This window comes from Kitasatospora sp. NPDC056531 (genome assembly GCF_042794375.1).
Taxonomy (GTDB): domain Bacteria; phylum Actinomycetota; class Actinomycetes; order Streptomycetales; family Streptomycetaceae; genus Kitasatospora.
The window spans coordinates 75,734-96,928 of the sequence record NZ_JBHTTU010000023.1 but is presented as its reverse complement, the minus strand read 5'-3'; the positions used below and the strand labels follow the sequence as shown (position 1 = coordinate 96,928).

Sequence of the window (21,195 nt, the reverse complement as noted above, 5' to 3'; positions counted from 1 at the left end):
CCCCGGGCCGGGCCCTCGCGCGAACGGCCTATGGACTCAGTCGCCGATCCCGGCCAGCTCCCGCAGCCGGCGCGCCTGCGCCACCCGTTCGGCGGACCGCTGCTCCTCGAAGGAGCGCCCGACGGCCCCCTGCAGCAGCGCCTTGGTCTCGATCACGGCACCGCGCGGCGCGGCCAGCAGGGCGGCGGCGAGGTCGCGGGCGGCGGCGTCCAGCTCGGCACCGGGGACGGCCAGGTTGGCCAGCCCGATCGCGGCGGCCTCCTCCGCGCCGACCCAGCGGCCGGTCGCGCAGATCTCCAGCGCCCGGGCGTAGCCGACGAGTTCGACCAGCGGCTTGGTCCCGGCGAGGTCCGGGACGAGGCCGAGCGAGGTCTCCTTCATCGCGAACTGCACGTCCTCGGCGACCACCCGCAGGTCGCAGCCGAGGGCGAGCTGGAAGCCCGCGCCGACGGCGTGGCCCTGGACCACGGCGATGGAGACCAGGTCGGCGCGGCGCCACCAGGTGAAGGCCTCCTGGTACGAGGCGATGGTGTCGTCCAGCTCCTTGTCGGTGGAGCCCGCGAGCTGGAGGAAGGTGGGCTCGCCGGGGATGCCCTCGGCCGTGAACATGGCCCGGTCCAGCCCGGCGGAGAAGGAGACGCCCTCCGCGCGCAGCAGCACCACCCGGACGCTGCCGGGCAGTTCGCGCCCGGCAGCGGCGAGGGCGCGCCAGAGCGCGGGCGACTGGGCGTTGCGTCGCTTGGGCTGACAGAGGGTGACGACGGCGAGTTCGCCGTCGATCTCCAGGCGGACGCCGTCCCGCTCCCAGCTCGGGGCCTGCGGTTCGGTGGCGGGGGCGGTCATGCGGACCTCCGGTGGCGAGGGACTTGGCTACCGGAGAGTAACAAACCTGGGCGCGGACGGGCAGGGCCCCGGCCCGGAAAGATCGGAGCGGGCGGGAGGGCCCGGGATCCGGACATGACGATCGGCGGCCGGCCCACTCGACCCGAGGGCGGACACCCGGCTGCGGTCAGCCGTCGTCTCCTCGGTCGGCGCCGTGCCGCCGCGTCATCCAGCCATGAGCTGATGGACCGTCAGGAACCGGCCCCAGCAGTCGCCTTGCTCTTGCCCCGCGTGGCACCACCGCGGCCCCGGAGGATCACTCCGGACTCGCTCAGCATCCGGTGCACGAAGCCGTACGAACGACCGGTCTCCTCCGCGAGAGCGCGAATGCTCGCCCCGGAGTCGTACTTCTTCTTGAGATCGGCCGCGAGCTTCTCACGCGCGGCACCGGTCACCCGGCTGCCCTTTTTCAGAGTCTCGGCCACCCGTGCCTCCTCGTAGCGTTGCTCGGTCAGATTCCCATGATCACCCATCCACCGCGTCCTGGCCACCCATTCGACAAGGTCGATGTCGCAAATGCGTGGTCCTGCGGTGGTGATCCGAGCGCATCAGGGCGCTCACACAGAGTGCACGCCCCCGGGTGGATGCCGCCGTTCGCCGTGAAAGGGCTGATCAGCAGCGTCGGCCCGACCACGATCGAGTGGCGGGCCGACGGGAAGTCCTTAAACGGAATCCGGGTCTACTTCATTCCCGGACACGCCGAGAGGACTAGATTTTCTGGTCCGAAAAGCGGATGCGGCGTCTACTTCCGGTCAGGCCAGGTTGACGAGATCGGCGTAGGCCGGACTCCAGAGGTCCTCCACCCCGTCCGGCAGCAGGATGATCCGCTCCGGCTGGAGCGCGTCGACCGCGCCCTCGTCGTGGGTGACCAGCACGACCGCGCCGCTGAACTCGCGCAGCGCGCTCAGGATCTCCTCGCGGCTGGCCGGGTCGAGGTTGTTGGTGGGCTCGTCCAGCAGCAGCACGTTGGCGGAGGAGACCACCAGGGCGGCCAGCGCCAGACGGGTCTTCTCACCACCGGAGAGCACCCCGGCCGGCTTGTCGACGTCGTCACCGGAGAACAGGAACGAGCCGAGGATCTTGCGGATCTGCACCAGGTCGGTGTCCGGCGCGGACGAGCGCATGTTCTCCAGGACGGTGCGGTCCGGGTCGAGCGTCTCGTGCTCCTGCGCGTAGTAGCCGATCTTCAGGCCGTGGCCCGGGATCACCTCGCCGGTGTCCGGCTTCTCCACCCCGGCCAGCATCCGCAGCAGGGTGGTCTTGCCGGCGCCGTTGAGGCCGAGCACGACGACCCGGGAGCCTCGGTCGATCGCCAGGTCCACGCCGGTGAAGATCTCCAGCGAGCCGTAGGACTTGGACAGGTCGGCCGCGGTGAGCGGGGTCTTGCCGCAGGGGGCCGGGTCCGGGAAGCGCAGCTTGGCGACCTTGTCGCTCTGGCGCACCTGCTCCAGCCCGGAGAGCAGCTTCTCGGCGCGGCGGGCCATGTTCTGCGCGGCCACCGTCTTGGTCGCCTTGGCTCGCATCTTGTCGGCCTGCGCGTTCAGCGTCGCGGCCTTCTTCTCGGCGTTGGCGCGCTCGCGCTTGCGGCGTTTCTCGTCGTCCTCGCGCTGCTGCTGGTACTGCTTCCAGCCCATGTTGTAGACGTCGATGGCGGACCGGTTGGCGTCCAGGTAGAAGACCTTGTTGACGACCGTCTCGACCAGGTCGACGTCGTGCGAGATGACGATGAAGCCGCCCTTGTAGGTCTTCAGGAAGTCCCGCAGCCAGGCGATCGAGTCGGCGTCCAGGTGGTTGGTGGGCTCGTCGAGCAGCAGCACGTCGGAGTCCGAGAAGAGGATCCGGGCCAGCTCGACGCGGCGGCGCTGACCACCGGAGAGGGTGTGCAGCGGCTGGCCGAGGATGCGGTCCGGCAGGCCCAGCGCGGCGGCGATGGTGGCGGCCTCGGCCTCGGCGGCGTACCCGCCCTTGGTGAGGAACTCGGTCTCCAGCCGGGCGTACTTCTTCATCGCGTTGTCCCGGGTGGCGCCCTTGCCGTTGGCCATCCGGTCCTCGTTCTCGCGCATCTTCTTCAGCACGGTGTCGAGGCCGCGGGCGGAGAGGATGCGGTCCTTGGCGAGGACGTCCAGGTCGCCGGTGCGGGGGTCCTGCGGGAGGTAGCCGACCTCGCCCGAACGGGTGACGGTACCGGCGGCCGGCAGGCCCTCGCCGGCCAGCACCTTGGTGAGCGTGGTCTTCCCGGCGCCGTTGCGCCCGACCAGGCCGATCCGGTCGCCGGCGGCGACCTTGAAGCTCGCGGACTCGATCAGGACCCGGGCACCGGCGCGCAGCTCAAGGGCGTTGGCGGAAATCATGGCTGGGAACTACTCCTGGGACGTGGGCGGGCGGCCGGGTCCGGGCCCGGGCAGCGGGAAGGGGGTTCATCGGCGGTCGGCGCGCTGGAAGGGGCGCCGCCGCCCGCTATTGCCCGGAGAAGATAGCCATGACGGCCAGTCTACCGGGCCGCGCCGAACACCCCAGGGGGGTTACCGCCCCGGGGTACCCGAAACGCCTCGGCTACTGCTGCGCCGCGGCCGGCTGATCGGTCGCGGAGGCTGCTGGGGCGGTCGGCTGGTCGGTCGCCGGGGTCGCCGGGGCCGCCGGGGTGGCCGTGACGGCGGGGGCGTCCGCGGTCGGGCTCGCCGACGGGTCGGTGCAGCCGCCCTGCGGGCGGACCGCGGCGAACGGGGCGTCCAGGGCGCCGCAGGCCGTCTCGGGCGCGGCCGCCTTGGTGTCGAACACCCGGGGCGGGACGATCGGGCCGTCGGCGATCTCCACCCGGCTGGCGTCCAGCACCTTGATCGCCGCCGCCGGGCCGGTGCTCATCGCCCAGCCGTTGCTGTCCAGCCGGTAGCCGGTGATGCCGCCGGAGACGGCCAGCCCGCTGCTGTTGGTACAGCTGCGCGGGATGAGCACCGCGTAGTCCGTGTGGACGGTGCGCAACGGGTCGTAGAGGCAGCCGTTGGAGGGCCGGTCGTTGTAGCGCAGGTCGCCGTCGGCGTCGCGCAGGCCCATGGTCAGGTTCGGCGTCACCACGGCCAGCCAGGGCGAACCGGCCCGCTGGACGGTGTGCAGCGCGGCGGCCGCCCGCTGCACGGCGGTCTCCTTGTGCTGGGCCTCGGTGCGCTTGTCGGCGCCGGGCTCGCCGTCGGCGCGCAGGTAGTCCGCGAGGCCCGGCACCGCGCGGTGCCAGCGCACCTCGTGGTCGCCCGGGCGCACCGAGGTGACCAGGCCGTCGTCCCAGACCACGATCGCGTTGTCGCCGGCCATCGCCACGTAGAGCGCCTCGGCGCCCTCGCGGCGGTACGACCAGGCCCGCTCGCCGGTCGTCTTGTGGTAGGCCTCCAGTGCGGGGCCGACCACCTTGAGGTCCAGGTCGGCCGAGTTGACCGACTGCGAGTTCACCGGGGTCGCCTCGGCGTCGCCCGGCCCCGCCACCCGGTCGCCGAAGGGCACCGGCTTGTTGGCGTGTGCCGCCGCACCGGCCGCAAGGACCAGCATCACCGCCAGGGCAGGCAGGATCGACCGGGGGGTGAGTACACGCGGCGGCTTCCAGGACACGGCCGGAGCGTACCTTTCACCGGGCGGGCGAGTCAGCCCGGATTCGCCGCTCGCGCACGGTGTCGACCGCACTGCCCGCCGCGCGCGCCCGTCCCGTTCGCCCACCCGCCCACCTGCGTCGTCGGGTCCTCGGCCGGGTGGCCGGGCGCTCGGCGGTAGGCCGCGCGGGCCCGGTCGGAACGTTACAGAGCTGATACACGGACGCCTCCGGTCGGGTGTTACGGCAGACGGCGTTCGAATGTCGCCCACTTTAGGGTGACATTCGGCTTTCCTTCCCTCCGGCGTCCCTACTGTCGGCGAGCGTGACGCCACGGTCCGTCCCCGTCGTCACCGTCCGCCCCGCTCGCGACGCCCGGAGGAGAGACCATGCGAATCGGCCGTCTGACGCTGGCCGCCGCCGCTCTGCTGCTGACGGCCACGGCCAGCGTCCCGGCCGGGACGCCGCTCAGCCGGACCGAGCGGCACACCCTCTCCTCGGACGCCTTCGAACCGCGCGGCGCCGCCCCCCGCCAGCCGGTCCGACGACCGGAGCACGAACCGCCGTTCGGCGCCTTCGTCGGCTCCTGGGACGACCACATCCCGCAGATCGGCGAGTACTCCCGCTGGCTGGGCGACGCGAACATTCAGGTCGGCCACACCTATCTGGCAGGCAACGGCTGGGCCGATATCGAGGGCGAGCCGGTGGTGCTCGACATGTGGTCGCAGTGGCGGCTGGCCGACCCGTCCCGGATGCTGGTGCTCGGCGTGCCGATGCTGGTGCCCAACGAGGCGAACGTGTCGGACGGCGAGGTCGCCAGGCTGCTCGCCCAGGGCTCGCGCGGGGACTTCGACAGCCACTTCCTCCGGCTCGCCCACCGGCTGGTCGCGCTCGGCGGCTCGGACACCGTCATCACCCTCGGCTGGGAGATGAACGGCGTCACCTACACCCACCGCTGCAAGCCCGACCCCACCGCGTGGAAGGCGTACTGGCGGCGGATCGTCGGGGTGATGCGCTCGGTGCCCGGGCAGCGGTTCCGCTTCGACTTCAACCCGACCCGGGGCCTGGACGCGATCCCGTGGACCAAGTGCTACCCCGGCGACGACGTGGTCGACATCATCGGCATGGACAGCTACGACCAGCCGGCCGGGAGCACCTTCGACGACTACGTGCGCGAGCCGTACGGCCTGCAGGACCAGGTGGAGTTCGCCGCCAAGCACGGCAAGCCGGTCTCGTACCCGGAGTGGGGGCTGTTCCGCAACGGCGACAACCCCGAGTTCGTCCGGCGGATGGTCGAGTGGATGCGCACCCACGACACTGCCTACCAGACCGTCACCGACTACTGCCCGCACGGCTTCTACCAGTGCAAGAGCAATCCGCGCTCGACCGCCGCGTTCAAGGAGCTGATGTCCGGTTCGAAGGGAGCGCCGGCGGTGGTGCCGACGGCGAGCCCCTCCTCGGCCGGGACGCCCTCGCGGCGGTGAGCGGCGGGCGGTGCGGACGCTCAGCCGCGGCGGCGGGCCAGCAGGGCCTCCCCCAGCTTGGGGAAGCGGGGGCGCAGCAGGTGCGCCGCCGATTGCCGGGCGTGCACCGCCCCGGCCCGGGCGGCGGCCGCCGGCCCCAACAGCAGCCGCTGGTTGTGGAGTTGGTCCGGCCGCCAGCGCTGCTTGTACGGCTCCTGACCGCGCATCAGGCCGAGCACCGGGATGCCCGTGCCGACCGCCTCGTCCAGGGCGGCGTTGAACAGCAGCCCGGCGATGTCCAGCCGCTCGCGCAGCGCCGGATGGGCGCCGTACAGGTACAGCCCGCCGAAGGAGGGGCAGAGCAGCAGCAGGTTCACCGCGACCAGTTCGCCGTTCAGGTGGAACTGGTGGACGGCCGCCCGGCCGGTGGCGACCAGCCCGGTGGTGGACTCGGTCAGGTGCCGGGCGAAGCGCTCGGTCCGGTGCTCAGGAGTGACGCCGCGGTCCTGCCACTGCAGGAAGTGCAGCCGCAGCAGCCCCTCCAGCGCGGCGGGCACCTCGGCCGCCGGCGTGGAGCGCACCTGCACCCCGGCCTCGGCGATCTTGCGCATCTTCACCCGGGTGCGCTGGGCGGTCTTGCCGGGCACCCGCTTGAGCAGCCGCTCCATCGGGACGGCGGGGAGGTACTGGCAGAGCGAGTCCCGGCAGCGCCGGCGGGCCCCGCGCCAGTGCTCGTACACCCGCTGCACCGCCGCCTCGGGGTGGACCTCGCGCAGCTCCAGCCAGTGCCAGGGCCGGGTGAGCGGAAGGGCGGCGGCGAACTCGGCGGCGGCCCGGTCGGCGCACTCGTCGTCGAGCAGGATGTCGCCGTAGTCGACCAGCCCGGCGCCCAGGCCGGTCAGACCGCCGAACGGGCCGGGGCGCCGCATGAAGGCGCCCGCGCCGACCAGCCGACCGTCCCGGCGGACCAGCACCACCAGCAGCGCGCCGGGGCGGCCGTAGTGGCGCCACCAGGAGCGCTGCCAGGCGGCAGCCTGGAAGAAGGTGGCGGTCCGGCAGCGGGCCGCCAGGTCGTCCCACTCCTCGGCGAGGGTGTCGAGGGCGTCGTCCTCGCGGTGCAGCTCGGTGGTCCAGGCCGGCGCCGCCGACTGGGCCGGCAGGCCCGCGGCGCGGGCCTCGGTACTCATCGCTTGCTCCCGGCGGCGGCCTTCTCCTTGGCCGAGGGCTTGGCGGCGGCCTCGGGCTCGGCCACGGCTTTGGCGTCGCTCGTCGGCTCGGCCTTCGACTCGCTCTTCGGCCGGGGCCGGGGCTCGGCCTTGGCTGCCGACTCCCCGCTGCGCGGGCGGGGGGCGGCCGGGGCCCCGGCCGGCTCGGCGGCCCGCGGAGCCGCGACGGTCTCGACGCCCTCGACGGCCTCGGGCTCGGCGGCGGCCCCGCCACGGCGGCGGGTCATCATCACCAGCGACCCGAGCAGCACCCCGGCCGCGGCGCCGACCGCGACGTCCAGCTGGGCGGCGGGCGTGGTCGGCTTGTCCGGTGCGGCGGCCGGGGCCAGCGTCACCAGCCGGACGTTGGTGTCCCTGCTGCTGGCGTTGGCGAAGGAGACCAGCGAGCGGGCCACCGCGTCGGCGGTCTGGGCGGCCTCCTGGGCGCGCTTCCCGGTGCCGGTGATCTCGATCATCGGCGCGTCCGGGGAGGTCGTCCCCGACACCAGGGACTCCAGCTCGCCCCGGGTGTGGCCGGTCTCGGCGGCCGCGACCGCGAGCACCTGCGGCTGGCCCGCCAGCCGCCCGTACGCCTGGGCGAAGTTGGTCGCGGTCGCCGCCTCCCCCGGGTTCTGCGGCACCACGAGGACGTAGGCGGTGGCGGAGTACGAGGGGTGCGAGACGACGGCGTACCCGGCGCCGGCCGCAGCGCCCAGCGGCACCGCGAGCGCCACCGGCCACCAGCGGCGGACCAGGCGGCGGGCACTTCGGCGCGGTGTGGTCATGGGTGTGGCTCCTTGGGGATGGGACGGCGGAACCGGCGGCGGGCGGTCAAGCGCGGGCCAGCCGGTCGTAGAGGGCGCCCAGGTCGGCGGCGACCCGGGCGATGTCGTAGTGGCCGACGGCCGGCGGGTGCGGCAGCGGGTCGGCGGTGTGGCCGCTCAGCTGCCGCAGGTCGCGCAGCGCGGCGGCGTACGCGGCGGGCTCGGAGGGGATCCGACGGGCCTGCGGGGCGGCGCTGGGCGGCAGTTCGTCCAGTGCCGGGCAGGCACTGTGCCGCACCGGCAGCCCGGCCGCGAGGCCCTCCAGAACGCCGAGGCCGAAGGTCTCCGCGGTGGAGGGGGCGACCAGCACGTCCATCGCGGCCAGCAGGTCGGGCACGTCGTCGCGCTCGCCGGTGAGCACCAGCCGCTCCCGGACACCGAGTTCGGCGGCCCGCCGCTCCAGCGCGGCGCGCTCGGAGCCCTCGCCGACCAGCACCAGCCGAGTGGCCGGGTCGAGCTCGACCAGCGCCTCCAGCAGCACCTCGAAGCGCTTGCCGGGGACCAGCCGGCCCACCGCGCCGACCACCCAGCCGCCCTCCGGCAGGCCGAGTTCGGCCCGCACCCGGCGGCGGGCGGCGGTCCGCTCGGCGGGCGGGCGGCGGTAGCCGGCGGTGTCGATGCCGTTGGGGATCAGCTCGATCCGGCCCGGCGGGACGCCCCAGGAGCGCAGGGTCTGGGCGACCTGGCGGGAGACCGCGACGGTGGTGCAGCCGAGCCGCTCGGCCGCCAGGTAGAGGCCCTTGACGCCCCGGGTGACCGGCCGGCCCTCGATCACCCCGGCGTGCAGCGAGTGCTCGGTGGAGACCACCGCGCGCACCCCGGCCAGCCGCGCGGCCAGCCTGCCGTACAGCTGCGCCCGGTAGAGGTGGGTGTGCACCACGTCGTAGCGGCCGGCCCGGACCAGCCGGACCAGCCGGGGCAGCGCGCCGAGGTCCCGGTTGCCGCGCATGCCGAGGTGGTGGACGGTCACCCCGTCGGCTCGCAGCGCGTCGGCGACCGCGCCGGGGTTGGTCAGGGCGAGCACCTCACACCGCTGGTGCGGCGGCAAGTGCCGCAGCAGCAGGCGTAGTTGGCGCTCGGCCCCGCCGGAGGCGAGCCCGGTGACGATGTGCAGCACCTTCACGTCCGACGCTCCTTGCGAACACGCCGCAGCTCGGCGACGGCGTCGCGCAGCCGGTGCCGGCCCTTCTTGGCGCGCAGCCGCCAGGCGCCGTCGCGGTCGCCGACGTAGCAGCGCGGCAGGGCGAAGCGGCCGGTGAGCGGGGAGTGGGTGATGGCGCAGGCGTAGTCGTACCCGGCGTCGCGCACAGCCAGGGCGGCGGGCCGGTCGACGGCGCCGTACGGGTAGCAGAAGCCGGTGACGGGGCCGTCGACCACCTCCTCCAGCAAGCGACGGCTCTCCCGGGTCTGCACCGCGAGGACGTCGGCGGGCAGGCCGGGCAACGCCTGGTGCCCGAGGCCGTGCGAGCCGATCTCCCAACCCGCGGCGGCGAGTTCGGTCACCTCCTCGGCGCTGAGCAGCTTCTTGCGCGGGCCCTCGGTGTCCCAGCCGTTGTCCTGCCCGAGCAGGTCGGCGACCACGTACGCGGTGGCGGTGAAGCCGTACGCCTGCAGAATCGGTACGGCGTAGTGGGCGAAGTCGGCGTAGCCGTCGTCGAAGGTCAGGCCGACCAGTCTGTCGTCCCGGTCCTGGGCCCGGGCCCGCATCAGCTCGCGGACCGAGACCCCGCGCCGCCCGCGCCGGTGCAGCCAGGCGATCTGCTCGGCGAACCGCTCGGGGCTGACGGTGAGTTGGTAGGGGTCCTCCTCCTCGACCGCCACCGAGTGGTACATCAGGATCCACGGCGAGGAGGAGCCGGGGGCGGCCGGTTCGCCGACCGGGCGGCGGCTCCTGGGCAGTCGCGCCCGGTCGGGCGGGGCGTTGGTGACGCCCGCCTGGGCCGAACGGACGGTTCCCCGTTCATTGTCCATGGGGAAGCTTCCCTTCATCGGCGACGGTTGGCGGGTCAAGAGGCCCGGTCTGCTGGTTCAGAGGCCCGGTCGGCGGGTTCAGGACCCGGGCGGCGGCCAGGACCGGGCCGCGCACCTCGCGGGCACCGAGGCCGGTGCCGAGGGCGGCGAAGGCCAGCGCCACGGTGAGGCCCCCGAGGAGGGTCGAGAGCAGCGGATCGTCGGCCAGGCCGGCCACGGCGATGCCGAGCACGGTGGCCCCGGCGGCGGCGGCGACCAGCCGTCCGTGGCCGCGGAGCACCCGGCTCAGCCGCAGCGGGATGCCGCGCAGCACCAGGCCGCGCAGCAGCAGCGCCGCGGTGGTGGTGATCCCGGCGGCGTTCCCGGCGGCGAGGCCGAGGGCGCCGAACCGGCTCGTGGCGAGCAGGCCGACCGCGACGGTGACGCCGAGGCCGAGCACCATCGCGGCGGCCGGGTACCAGTCCAGCAGCCGGCGGCCACCGTCCTCGGTGCGCGGGTCGTCGGCCCGGCGGACCACCGGGCGCAGCGAGAAGTACGGGCGGATCATCACGCCGGTCAGCGCCTGGGCGGGCAGCCCGAAGCTGTACACCCTGATGACGTCGGCGGTGGCGGCGGTGTCGCTGGGGCCGAAGGCGCCGCGCTCGAACAGCAGCGAGACCACCGAGGGGGCGCAGGCCATCAGGAAGGCGGTGCCGAGCAGGACCACCGCCGCTGCCTGGCCGAGGTCCTTCTCGACCCGGTCGCGGGCGGCGGCGAGGTCTCCGGCCGCGAGCGCCCGGGCGACCAGCGGGAAGGTGACGGTGCAGATCAGGATGGCCGCCGTCATGGCGAGTTGGGAGACCTTGGCGGCGTAGTTGAGGTGCGAGATGGTGCCGGGCGGCAGGGCCGATCCGAGGTAGCGCTCGACGAAGACCTGGGCCTGCCGGGTCAGGGTGAAGGCCGCCACCGGCAGCAGGGCCAGCGGCATCAGCACCAGGGTGCGGCGGGAGCGCCGGTTGCGGCCGGTGGCGGCCTGGCCCCGGCGCAGTCGGCGCAGGAACGGGCCGATCAGCAGGCCGGCCATCAGCAGGCTGCCGAGCGCGACGCCGAAGGCGGCGGAGCGGACGCCGAGGTGGCCGTGGAAACCGAGCAGCAGGGCCAGGATGCCGAGGTTGTAGGCGACGTAGATGCCGGCCGGGGCGGTGAAGCAGTGGTGGGCGCGCAGCGCGGCGGCCAGGTAGCCGACCAGGCCGAACGGCAGCACGGTGATCGCGGTGATCCGGGTGCAGTCGACGGCCAGGCCCGGGTCGGGAAGGCCGGGCGCGAGCAGTTCGACCAGCTGGGGGGCGCCGAGCGCGGCGGCCAGGGCGAGGCCGCTGAGGGCGAGCAGCAGCCACGGCAGGGTGGCGCGGACCAGCTGGCGGACCGGGTCGGGGGCGTCCGGGTCCTCCTCGCGCAGCACCAGGGCGAGGGCGAAGGCGGGCACCATGAGGAAGGACATGGCGTCCTCGATCAGCAGCGGCGCGGCCGTCTCGGGGACGGTCCAGGCGACCAGGAAGGCGTCGGTGCCCTGGTTGGCGCCGAAGTAGCGGGCCAGCAGGAGGTCACGCAGCAGTCCGAGGCCGGAGCCAGCCGCACTGAGCACGGCGGTGATGCCGAAGGCCTTGGCGAGGAAGCCGCACCGGGGCGCCGGGTCGCGCCCGGGGGGCAGCGGCGGGACGGGGGCGCTGCGGGGGGCCGGAAGGGTGGAGGCGAGCGCGGCTGGCTGGTCGGTGGTCACAGCGTCATCGCCCACTCGCCTCCGGAGCGCTCGGGGCGGTCCGCCCCCTGGACGGCGGCGCGGGCGGCGAGGCCGAGGACGACGGAGGTCAGCACGGTGGTGGTGCCGCCGATGTCGGCGTACAGGAAGTCGACCAGCACCCAGGTGAGCAGGGCGAGCGCGGCCAGCGCCGGGCCGCGGCGGTGCCGCAGGCAGCCGAGCAGCAGGCTGAGGAAGAGCGCGGCGTAGGCGGTGATGCCGATCAGGCCCTGCTCGCTGAGCACCAGGAAGTACATGTTGTGCGGGGAGAGCAGCGGCTCGCGCTGGAAGCCGATGGTGGAGTCGGCGGCGTCGCTGCCGGAGGACAGCCGCAGCGGGGCGTGGCTGTCGCGCAGCTTCGGGAAGGCCTTCGGTCCGGCGCCGTGCACGGGGTGGTCCTGCCAGATCCGCCCGGCGGTGGCCCACAGGTCGTAGCGGTCGGAGACGGACTGGTCGGGGGCGGCGGAGACGGAGCCGATCGAGCTGAGGCGTTGGGTGACGCCGGAGGCGCCGAGGCCGAGACCGCCGACCAGGACGACCGCGGCGGCGAGGCCGAGGACGGCGCCGCGCACCAGCAGTCGGGCGTCGACGCGCAGCAGCAGGACGGTGGCGGCGACGCCGGTGGCGATCCAGCTGCCACGGCTGAAGGAGACGGCGAGCGGGAAGGCGAGGAAGGCGGCGGCGGCGGACATCGCCCGCCGCAGCCGGACGTCGCCGCCGGGGCCGCGCTCGCCGAGCGCCAGGGCGAGGGCGGCGAGCAGGCCGTAGCTGACCACGGTGGACATCGCCATGATGTCCAGCGCGCCGAAGGTGCCGACGGCCCGGATCGGCTGGCCGGTGTAGGAGGCGCCGGTGCGGGTGAGGTACTGGTGGGTGCCGACCACGCCCTGGATCAGCGCGGCGAGGACGAAGGAGCCGAGGACCAGGCGCTGGTCGGTGCGGTCACGCAGCGAGCAGAGCACCCCGGCGGGGACCAGGACGAAGATCTGGGTGAGCCGGACGAAGCCGGTGACGCTGGTGGCCGGGTCGATCGAGCCGACGGTGGCGACGGCGGCGGCGACCACGATCCCGCCGAACAGCACGCAGGTGGCGCGGCTGAGCGCGGGCAGCCTGCCACGCAGCAGGTTCAGCGCGGTGAGGGCGACCAGGGCGAGCGAGGCGAGGTCGGCGGCGGTGACGTGGACGGCGGCGGTGACGTCCTTCTCGCCGGTGGGCACGCAGACCAGCAGGACGGTGGCCGCGGCCAGCAGGCTGGGCCGGTCCGCGAGCGCGGGCAGGGCCCGCCGTAAGACTGCTACTCGCCCGCTCGCCCCTCGGGCGCTCGGAGCGGGATCGGCGGGAAAGGTCAGCTCCACGCGGGTCAGCTCCCGTCCGGGTGGAGCATCAGGGCCGCGGTACGGCACAGGATCTTGACGTCCTGCCAGAGGCTCCAGCTCTCGATGTAGCGGTTGTCGAAGCGGGCCCGGTCCTCGATCGAGGTGTCCCCGCGCAGGCCGTTCACCTGGGCGAGGCCGGTGAGGCCGACCGGGACGCGGTGCCGGTCGGCGTACTCGGGGTAGGCCTGGCTGAACCGCATGACGAAGTAGGGGCGTTCGGGGCGCGGGCCGATCAGGCTCATGTCGCCGCGCAGCACGTTCCACAGCTGCGGCAGCTCGTCCAGCGAGCTCTTGCGCAGCAGGCGGCCGACGGCGCCCATCCGGTGGTCCTGGGAGATGTTCCAGCGGGTCGCCGCCTCGTGCTCGCTGCTGGGCCGCAGGGTGCGGAACTTGAGGACGGTGAAGACCCGGCCGTCCAGCCCGGTGCGCTGCTGGCGGAAGAGCACGCCGGGGCCCGTGTCGAAGCGGACGGCGAGGGCGCAGAGCACCAGGACGGGGGCGAGCAGCAGCAGGCCGAGGCCGGCGGCGGTGACGTCCAGGGCGCGCTTGGCGGCCCAGCCGGGGCGGCCCATGGCCGGGCGGCCGACCCGCAGGCAGGGGAAGCCCCACAGGTGGTCGCCGCCGGAGATCGGGGCGGTCGGCAGCGAGCCGTACTCGCGCAGCGCGGGCACCAGCCAGACCTGGCAGCCGAGCCGGACGGCGTCGCGCAGGGCGGCGGCGGTCTCGGCCTCGTCGGCGGCGCCGGCGGTGGCGATCACGTGCTGGACCCGGTACCGGCGGACCTCGCGCTCCAGCACCTCGCGGCCGCCGAGGACGGGCAGGCCGGTGTCGCCGACCAGCAGCGGCGGGTCGGCGTCCAGGAAGCCGACCGGGCGCATCCCGTACTCGCCGTGCTCGCTCAGGGCGGTGGCGACCTTGCGGCCGAGCCGGCCGGCGCCGAGCACCAGGGCGGGGCTGGGGCGACCGCGGCGGATCCGCCGGACCAGGTGGTAGAGGACGGCCCGGCCGACGGCGGCGATCAGCAGCTGGGCGCCGAGCAGGACGGTGAGGCGGGCCGGGGTGGCCGGGCCGCAGTCGGGCCAGCGGCCGTCCAGGCAGTCGGCCAGGGTGACCGCGAAGGCGGTGGCGACCACGGCCCGGACGGCCAGCGCGGGCAGTTCGTCCAGGACGGACAGGGTGAGCCGGGCGCGGTACAGGCCACCGGCCAGGTTGAGCAGCAGGAGCAGCGGCAGGACGGCGGGGACGCCGAGCAGCGGGGCGAGCGGCACGGCCGGGTCGACGGCCCGGTTGGCGATGCCGGTGGCGATGCACAGCGCGATCGCGTCGACCTGGACCAGCGCGAGCGGCAGGGCGAGCCGGGAGCGGATCGCCCTGCGGTGCCGGCTGGGCGGCGGCACCGCCCGGGTGTACGCCGATCCGGTCGGCCGGTCGAGCAGCCCGGTGGCGGGCCGGCGCGGGCCGGCCAGGGGCCCGCCGGATCGCGGCACGCTCTCGTGGTCAATGGTCATCAGCGCACGAACTCCCCTGCTGTGTGCCCGGGGTGACGGTGCCCCGGCACCGGTAGGCGTCGGGCGGCCGTCCCGGCCCGGCGGGCGCGGTCCTGACAGCACCTGCTACCGCTGGCGGCTTTCGGTTCTCCCGCGTCGGGGCCGATCACGGAACGGCCGGTCGTACGGGACGCGGTCGCGATGGGCTCTGGCGCGAATGCCCGGGATGAAATCAAAACTAAGCAGGAAAAATCCGACAATACCGAATCGGGCCATGGGGGCTGGAGGTTGACTTTCCGTTTCATTCCAGCCGCCCATTAATAGGTATTTCGGATTTGACGCCCCACCCCTTATCCGGCTGGGGGTGCGAATACAACATCGCCTGATCGGCGGGTATTCACGGCATGTGAAACGATCAGATCCGCTCTGGGACACGGGCCCGGCGCCGCCCGGCGGCCGGGCCGGCACCCAGCAGGTGGCGGTAGAGGACGTCCACCTGTTCGACCACGGTCCGGACGTCATGACGGGCGGCCACGTGGTCACGCAATCGGGCACCGCGTCGCTCGCACTCGATCAGATCGGACAGCGCTTCCGCCATTCGGGTGGCGAGCGCGGTCACGTCCTCCGGCGGCACCACCGCCTGCGCGCGCACCGCCTGCGGCAGGCACTCACGCGCCCCCGGCACATCGGTCAGCAGCACCGGACGGGCGGCCGCCATCGCCTCCAGCGGGGCCAGTGCCATCCCCTCCCAGCGCGAGGGCTGCACCACCAGGTCGGCCGCCGCCAGCCACGGGCGCGGATCCGGCACGTCCCCGACCAGCCTGACCCGGGACGGCTCGGCCGACCCCCGCACCAGCTCCGCGGTCCGCTGCTCGTCCGGCCCGCCGCCGACCAGCGCCAGCCGGGCCTGCGGTACCCGGCGCAGCACCTCCGGCCAGGCGGCCAGCAGTACGTCCTGGCCCTTCTGCCGGCACAGCCGCCCGACGCAGACCGCGAGCGGGGCGTCCAGATCCAGGCCGAGCGCGATCCGGGCGGCCCGGCGGTCGGCGGGCCCGTAGTGACGCACGTCCACGCCGTTGGGCACCACCGCCCAGTCGGCGTGCACCCCGGCGGCCACGCCGTCGGCCCGTTCCTGGACGCTGACGCACAGCAGCCGGTGCGCCCAACGGGTCGCGAAGCGCTCCCAGCGCAGGGTGGCGGCGGCCAGCGGGCCGTCCACCGCGGCGAAGGACCAGGCGTGCGGCTGGAAGACGGTCGGCACCGCGCCGCGCACCGCCAGCCGGCCGGCCAGCCCGGCTTTGGCGCTGTGCAGGTGGACCACATCGGGCGCGGCGGCCCGGACGATCCGGCGCAGCCGCCAGGCCTCGGCGGCGGTGGACGGGCCTGGCGAGCGTTCGGCGGGCCAGTCCTGGACCAGCGCGCCCGCCGCGGCCGCCTCCCCGGCGAGCCGGCCGCCCGACGGGCAGGCGACCAGCACCCGGTGCCCGGCATCGCGCTGCCCTCGGACCAGATCGACGACGACGCGGGCGACTCCGCCGTCCACCGGCTGCGAAATGTGAAGGATCGTCATATGCACGGCGGCGAGCCTAGGATGGCTCCCCCATATTGGACGGCTCGCGTCACCCGGAGGTGGCGGGCCGTCCACCCGTACGGCTTTCGGCTCGTACGGGTGGACGGATCGCTCGAAATTCCGGGCGATTTTCCCGCTTCACCGGAACCGCCGGAGTCGTGTCGGCGATCCTTCGATTTCCTTCGGGATTCCTCCGGAATTCCTTCGGGATTCCGTCGGTGTCCGGGAAGGGCTCAGCGGACCTCGGCGTCCAGGTTGGCCAGCACCTGGTCGTGGATCCGGTTCAGGCCCTTGGGGGCGAAGGTCCGCTCGAAGAAGCCCCCGATGCCGGTCGCGCCCTGCCAGGTGGCGGTCACGGTGACCTTGCTGCGGCCCTCGCCGGCGGCGGCGACGGTCCAGGTGATCACCATGCTGGAGTTGGCGTCCTTCTCCACCAGCTGGTCGGGCTTGGGCGCCGAGACGGTGAACAGGCAGTCGCGCACCCGCTTCTCGGTGGCCTGCAGCTTCCAGTGCACCTGGGTGCCGGCGCCGGTGCCGCCGACCCGGACCTCGTACTCGCTGTACTGCGCGGGCAGCAGCTTGGGGCGGGTCACCTGGTAGTCGGCCAGCGCCTCGTACACCCGCTCGGGGGTGGCGTCGTAGACCCGCTCGGTGGTGGCCTGCACCTGTCCCATGACCTTGCTCTCCTCGTGTGGTGGGTACCGCTCTCCGTACCGCTCTCACCGGCAAGACAATCACAGGGGCGCGGCCGCGACGCGGCGGGATAGGGTGGCCGGTGTGCTCGATCTGGTGACTGCGCTGCGCTACGTGGACCCGCTGCGGGCCGGCGGCTCGGTGCCCGGGGTGGTGGAGACCGACGACCTGGGAACGTACGTGGTCAAGTTCACCGGCGCCGCCCAGGGCCGCAAGGCGCTGGTGGCCGAGGTGATCGTCGGCGAGCTGGCCCGGCGGCTGGGGCTGCGGGTGCCGGAGCTGCGGCTGGTGGACTTCGACCCGGTGGTGGCCGCGGACGAGCCCGACGCCGAGATCCAGGACATGCTCAAGGCCAGCGGCGGCCTCAACCTCGGGATGGACCTGCTGCCCGGCGCGCGGGACTACCGGCCGGGGATGGTCCCGGTGGACTCCGCCGAGGCCGGACGGGTGGTCTGGCTGGACGCACTCACCGGCAACGTCGACCGCACCGTGCACAACCCCAACCTGGTGGTCTGGCACGACCGGCTCTGGCTGATCGACAACGGCGCCGCGCTGATCTTCCACCACCGCTGGGCCACCGCGGAGGCCTCGGTCGGCAAGCGGTACGACCTCAGCACCCATGCGCTCGGCGGCTCGGCCCCGGACGTCCGGCTGGCCGACGAGGACCTCGGGCCGCTGGTCACCGTGGAGCTGCTGGAGGAGGTGGTCGCGCTGGTCCCGGACGAGTGGCTGACCGACGAGCCCGGCTTCGATTCGGTGGACGCCGTCCGGCACGCCTACGTCACCCATCTCGCCGCCCGGGTGGTGCTCTCCGAGGAGTGGCTGCCGGAGGGCTTCGCCACCCCCGAGCAGATGCGCGAGGCGGAGCTACGACGGGCGGCGCGCACCCGGGCCGGTCGGCCGGCCTGGTTGCGGGAGGTGCCGGACCTGCACGGCAAGCCGTCGGTGGAGACGGTCTGGGAGCACCACTTCGAGTGAGGGCCGGGGGCCAGGCGCTAACCCAGCCAGTGGTACTCGATCGCGGTGCCGGCCAGCAGACCGAAGCCGATCAACGCGAACGCGACGTCCTTGTGCAGCTGCTGCACCCGCGCGATCAGGAACGCGACGCCCAGGCCCAACAGCGGGCCCAGCGCCACCAGCACTGGATAGACCAATCCGCCGGTCTCGCCGCTGGCGAACGCCATCACCCCGACCATGAAGGCACCGAGACCAAGAGGCATCAGCATCGGCGCGGCGAGGAGGAGTTGGCCCACGCCCAGGGCCAGCGCGAGCCTGTTCCGGGTACGGGGGAGGGTCTCGACCATGCCGCTCAACTCCTGTGGTGGCTCCGGTGGTTACGGTTACGGATCCATCCTGTTCGGCGGGCGGGGCGGCGGCCTGAGTACGGGTACTCAAACGCGGCTGGGGAGCGGGACCATGGGCCCCGCTCCCCAGCTCAGCGTTCAGTGCTCAGTGCTCAGTGCTCAGTGCTCAGTGCTCAGTGCTCAGTGCTCAGTGCTCAGTACATGATGGTCAGCGCCTCAGCGCCACCACTGGACCGCCTTCTCGGCGTTGATGATGCCCGCGCCGTAGAAGCCGTTGTCGTCCGCGCCGCCCTCACAGGTGGCCTTCCACTGGCCGGCGCCGCCCGGGTTGAACTCGCCGGTCGGGCACGGGTGGGACTCGGCCTGGTTGGTCAGCAGCTCGGTCAGCTCGTCCGGGCTGGCCCACGGGAAGGTGGAGGCCAGCAGCGCGACCACACCGGTGACGTGCGGGGTGGCCATCGAGGTGCCCTGCATGTAGCCGTACTTGTTGCCCGGGATGGTGGACAGGATGCGGCCGTCCTTGTCCGGGGTGTTCGGGATCTGGTAGCGCTTGTCACCACCCGGCGCGGCGACGGTCACGACGCCCTTGCCGTAGCTGGAGTAGTACGACTTGTCGCCGTTGACACCCACCGCGGAGACCGCGATGACGCCGGGCAGCTCGGTCGGCAGCGACAGGCAGTCGTTGGTGACCGGGCGGGTGCCGGGGGTGGTGTCGTCCGGGCTGGAGACGTCGGTGGTCTTGTGCGCCAGGTCGATGTTCTCGTTGCCCGCGGCAGCGACGTTCAGGACGCCCTTGCGCTGCGAGAACGCGACGGCCTTACGGACGGCGTCCGTGATCGCGGCCTGGTCCTTGTCGTTCTGGCAGTTGAACATCCACGGGTCGACGTAGTAGCTGTTGTTGGTCACCTTGAAGCCGTGCTCGCCGGCCCAGACGAAGCCGCAGACCGCGTTCTCCGGGTAGATCATGCCGGCGTCGTCGACGACCTTGACCGCGGCCAGCTTCACGTTCGGGGCGATGCCGACGATGCCCTTGCCGTTCTTGGCGGCGGCGATGGTGCCGGCCACGTGGGTGCCGTGGTCGCTGGTGGTGGGCTGCCAGGCCTTCCAGTCGGTGTTCGTCTTGCCGTCGATGCAGGAGACCGACTGCGAGGCGTCCACGTTGGCGGCCAGGTCCTCGTGGGTGGCGTCGATGCCGGAGTCCAGCACGCCGACGGTGACGTTGCGGCTGCCGAGCGAGATCTTGTGCGCCTTGTCGACACCGATCTGGCGCATGTCCCACTGGTTGGCCTCGTACGGCTCCTGGCCGTCGGCGGCGGTGCCGACGGGCTCGGCGGCGACGTCGGCCTTGCCCTGGTCGGAGGCGGTGATGCCCTTGGTGCGGCTGGCACCGACGGAGTCGACGCCCTTGGCCAGACGCAGCTTCTCCGCGAACTTGGTGTCGTTCGAGCGGGCGATCACGACGCCGATCTGCTCGTACGACTGAACCACCGTGCCGCCGAGGCCGGTGACGGCCTTCTCGACCTTCTGCACCTGGCCGTGGTTGGCCTTGGTGTTGACGACGTAGCTGAGCAGCGGACCGGTCGTCGAGTCGCCGGTGGGCGCCGCGACGGCGGTGCCGGCCGGGAGCGCGAGGGCGCCGGCGGTGGCGAGCACAACGCCCACCGCCGCGTACCGGGTCCGGCTGATCCGAGGAACTCTCATTGGGGTTGGCCCTCCCGAGTCGTCAAAGCGGCAGCTGCGGCGTGGCAGGTGCGCTGGGAATGACCGGAACTTAATGAATATTCGCTGATATGCGCAAGAGGTAGTCATCTAATCGTCACATCTCAACCAACACTGGAGCTTGCGAGTCCGCAGCTCAACAGGGGCAACAGAGGTAAAGATTGTTAAAAAGTGATGGTTCGTCGACGAGCCGACGGTCTAGAGCACGTACCTCAGAGCGCGTACAGCCGGCGCGCGTTGTCGGCGGCGATCGTCCGCGCCAGGCGCTGCCCGTCCGCCGCCGAACAGGCGCCGTCCGCCTGCCAGTCGGCCAGCAGCGCGCCCAGTCCGTGCCGGAACTGGGCGGTGCCCACCAGGAACAGTTCGGGCAGCCCGTAGGCGTCGGTGGAGAACAGCAATTTACCGAACGGTGCCAGTTCCAGCATCTCGCCGAGGACGGCCGTCACCCGCGGGCCGGTGTAGGAGGCCGTCAGCCCGAGGTCGGTGTACACCGTCGGGAAGGCCTGGGCCAGCCAGGCTGCCTGCCGGTGGTAGGGGTAGGCGTGCAGCAGCACCAGCGGGACGCCGCTCGGCTCGGCGGCCCGAACGAAGTCGGTCAGCAGGGACGGGTCGGCGCGGTGCAGGGTGAGGTCGGGATCGCCGAAGCCGGTGTGGAGTTGGATCGGCAGACCCAGATCGGCGCAGACGTCCACGGCCGTCCAGAGCAGGTGGTGCAGCAGCACCGGGTCGGCCAGCCGACCGCGGCCGCCGTGCAGCCAGGCCCCGGCGGCGGCCACCACGGCGGCGCGCGCGGGCCGCTCGGCCGGGGCGGCCAGGCCGTGCCGGTAGGCGAGCACCGACTTGACCGCGACGGCGCCCGCGGCGGCCGCCGCGAGTGCCTCGCCGACGGACCGCGGCCAGTCCTCGGCGCCGGCCGTCACCGCCTCGGCGACCGTCTCCAGCCGGACCACCTCGCGCACCACCGCCCCGGTGGCCTCGGCGAGTTCGGTCAGCGGCAGCAGCTCGCGGCCGGCCGCGGCGGTCAGCCCGGTGTCCACCAGACAGGTGTCCAGCCCCGCGGCCGTGAGCAGCCGGCGGGTGGCCTCGGCGGCGCCCAGCTCGCGCCGCCGGGCCAGGTAGTCGACGGCCGGGGTGTGCGCGGGCAGGCCGAGCGCGGGCGGGCACCAGCGCCGCACCGCCAGGCCGATCGCGCTGTCGAAGGGCGAACAGCCTGGCGCGGGCGGGCGGTCGGACTCGGTGAGCAGCCCGGCCAGGGCGTCGTCGGCGAGCTCGGCCGCCACCACGCTGTGGCAGTGGTGGTCGACCAGCGCCGCAAGCTCCAGCGTCGCCGCCTCCAGCCGGGCCGCCATC

General features: G+C 73.5%; 18 protein-coding genes. 2 read left to right on the top strand and 16 right to left on the bottom strand.

Annotated features, from left to right (window positions below):
- Positions 1-36: 36 nt before the first annotated feature.
- The 4 genes from ACFQ87_RS21000 to ACFQ87_RS20985 all read right to left on the bottom strand — a co-directional run bounded on the left by ACFQ87_RS21000 (position 37) and on the right by ACFQ87_RS20985 (position 4,479).
- Positions 37-843 (bottom strand): enoyl-CoA hydratase/isomerase family protein, encoded by an 807-nt coding sequence (locus ACFQ87_RS21000; protein ID WP_380612294.1) that lies wholly within the window; start codon positions 841-843, stop codon positions 37-39.
- Positions 844-1,073: 230 nt separating this feature from the next.
- Complete coding sequence (locus tag ACFQ87_RS20995) at positions 1,074-1,307, bottom strand: helix-turn-helix domain-containing protein (RefSeq protein WP_188300454.1); 234 nt, start codon at positions 1,305-1,307, stop codon at positions 1,074-1,076.
- Positions 1,308-1,634: 327 nt separating this feature from the next.
- Entirely contained in the window at positions 1,635-3,233 is a 1,599-nt protein-coding gene (gene abc-f / locus ACFQ87_RS20990) for a ribosomal protection-like ABC-F family protein (protein ID WP_380612293.1), read from the bottom strand.
- A 202-nt stretch (positions 3,234-3,435) separates the two neighbouring features.
- On the bottom strand, positions 3,436-4,479 hold the full coding sequence (locus ACFQ87_RS20985; protein ID WP_380612292.1) for a hypothetical protein: 1,044 nt from the start codon (positions 4,477-4,479) through the stop codon (positions 3,436-3,438).
- A 366-nt stretch (positions 4,480-4,845) separates the two neighbouring features.
- On the opposite strand from ACFQ87_RS20985, the gene ACFQ87_RS20980 reads away from it, so the two are divergent.
- Positions 4,846-5,940: a glycoside hydrolase family 26 protein gene (locus ACFQ87_RS20980; protein ID WP_380612291.1), complete on the top strand. Its 1,095-nt coding sequence runs from the start codon at positions 4,846-4,848 to the stop codon at positions 5,938-5,940.
- Positions 5,941-5,960: 20 nt separating this feature from the next.
- On the opposite strand, the gene ACFQ87_RS20975 is transcribed toward ACFQ87_RS20980, so the two are convergent.
- The 9 genes from ACFQ87_RS20975 to ACFQ87_RS20935 form a co-directional block, all read right to left on the bottom strand.
- Positions 5,961-7,106, bottom strand: a complete 1,146-nt coding sequence (locus ACFQ87_RS20975) for a GNAT family N-acetyltransferase (protein ID WP_380612290.1) — start codon at positions 7,104-7,106, stop codon at positions 5,961-5,963.
- The gene (locus tag ACFQ87_RS20970; RefSeq protein ID WP_380612289.1) at positions 7,103-7,909 is read right to left on the bottom strand and encodes a Wzz/FepE/Etk N-terminal domain-containing protein; all 807 of its coding nucleotides are present in this window, start codon (positions 7,907-7,909) and stop codon (positions 7,103-7,105) included. Before ACFQ87_RS20970 ends, ACFQ87_RS20975 begins: the two co-directional genes overlap by 4 nt.
- Before the next feature lie 46 nt (positions 7,910-7,955).
- Positions 7,956-9,071: a glycosyltransferase gene (locus ACFQ87_RS20965; RefSeq protein ID WP_380612288.1), complete on the bottom strand. Its 1,116-nt coding sequence runs from the start codon at positions 9,069-9,071 to the stop codon at positions 7,956-7,958.
- Positions 9,068-9,919: a polysaccharide deacetylase family protein gene (locus ACFQ87_RS20960; protein ID WP_380612287.1), complete on the bottom strand. Its 852-nt coding sequence runs from the start codon at positions 9,917-9,919 to the stop codon at positions 9,068-9,070. Before ACFQ87_RS20960 ends, ACFQ87_RS20965 begins: the two co-directional genes overlap by 4 nt.
- Complete coding sequence (locus ACFQ87_RS20955) at positions 9,909-11,678, bottom strand: lipid II flippase MurJ (RefSeq protein WP_380612286.1); 1,770 nt, start codon at positions 11,676-11,678, stop codon at positions 9,909-9,911. The genes ACFQ87_RS20960 and ACFQ87_RS20955 overlap by 11 nt, the downstream gene beginning before the upstream one ends.
- Positions 11,675-13,051 carry an O-antigen ligase family protein gene (locus ACFQ87_RS20950; RefSeq protein ID WP_380612285.1) on the bottom strand — a complete coding sequence of 459 codons (1,377 nt, stop codon included), beginning with the start codon at positions 13,049-13,051 and terminating at the stop codon, positions 11,675-11,677. Before ACFQ87_RS20950 ends, ACFQ87_RS20955 begins: the two co-directional genes overlap by 4 nt.
- A gap of 5 nt (positions 13,052-13,056) precedes the next feature.
- Complete coding sequence (locus ACFQ87_RS20945) at positions 13,057-14,580, bottom strand: sugar transferase (protein WP_380612284.1); 1,524 nt, start codon at positions 14,578-14,580, stop codon at positions 13,057-13,059.
- Positions 14,581-14,974: 394 nt separating this feature from the next.
- Positions 14,975-16,129 carry a glycosyltransferase gene (locus ACFQ87_RS20940; RefSeq protein WP_380612283.1) on the bottom strand — a complete coding sequence of 385 codons (1,155 nt, stop codon included), beginning with the start codon at positions 16,127-16,129 and terminating at the stop codon, positions 14,975-14,977.
- 233 nt (positions 16,130-16,362) lie between these two features.
- Positions 16,363-16,803 (bottom strand): SRPBCC family protein, encoded by a 441-nt coding sequence (locus ACFQ87_RS20935; protein ID WP_380612282.1) that lies wholly within the window; start codon positions 16,801-16,803, stop codon positions 16,363-16,365.
- A gap of 103 nt (positions 16,804-16,906) precedes the next feature.
- On the opposite strand from ACFQ87_RS20935, the gene ACFQ87_RS20930 reads away from it, so the two are divergent.
- Complete coding sequence (locus ACFQ87_RS20930) at positions 16,907-17,800, top strand: HipA family kinase (RefSeq protein WP_380612281.1); 894 nt, start codon at positions 16,907-16,909, stop codon at positions 17,798-17,800.
- Between the two features lie 17 nt (positions 17,801-17,817).
- Here the strand turns inward: ACFQ87_RS20930 and ACFQ87_RS20925 are convergent, their stop codons facing one another.
- From ACFQ87_RS20925 to ACFQ87_RS20915, 3 genes are all read right to left on the bottom strand, one after another.
- Positions 17,818-18,126, bottom strand: coding sequence for a hypothetical protein (locus ACFQ87_RS20925; protein WP_380612280.1), 309 nt, complete (start codon positions 18,124-18,126; stop codon positions 17,818-17,820).
- Positions 18,127-18,342: 216 nt separating this feature from the next.
- On the bottom strand, positions 18,343-19,827 hold the full coding sequence (locus ACFQ87_RS20920) for a S8 family serine peptidase (RefSeq protein WP_380612279.1): 1,485 nt from the start codon (positions 19,825-19,827) through the stop codon (positions 18,343-18,345).
- 230 nt (positions 19,828-20,057) lie between these two features.
- Entirely contained in the window at positions 20,058-21,194 is a 1,137-nt protein-coding gene (locus ACFQ87_RS20915; protein ID WP_380612278.1) for an amidohydrolase family protein, read from the bottom strand.
- Position 21,195: the final 1 nt, after the last annotated feature.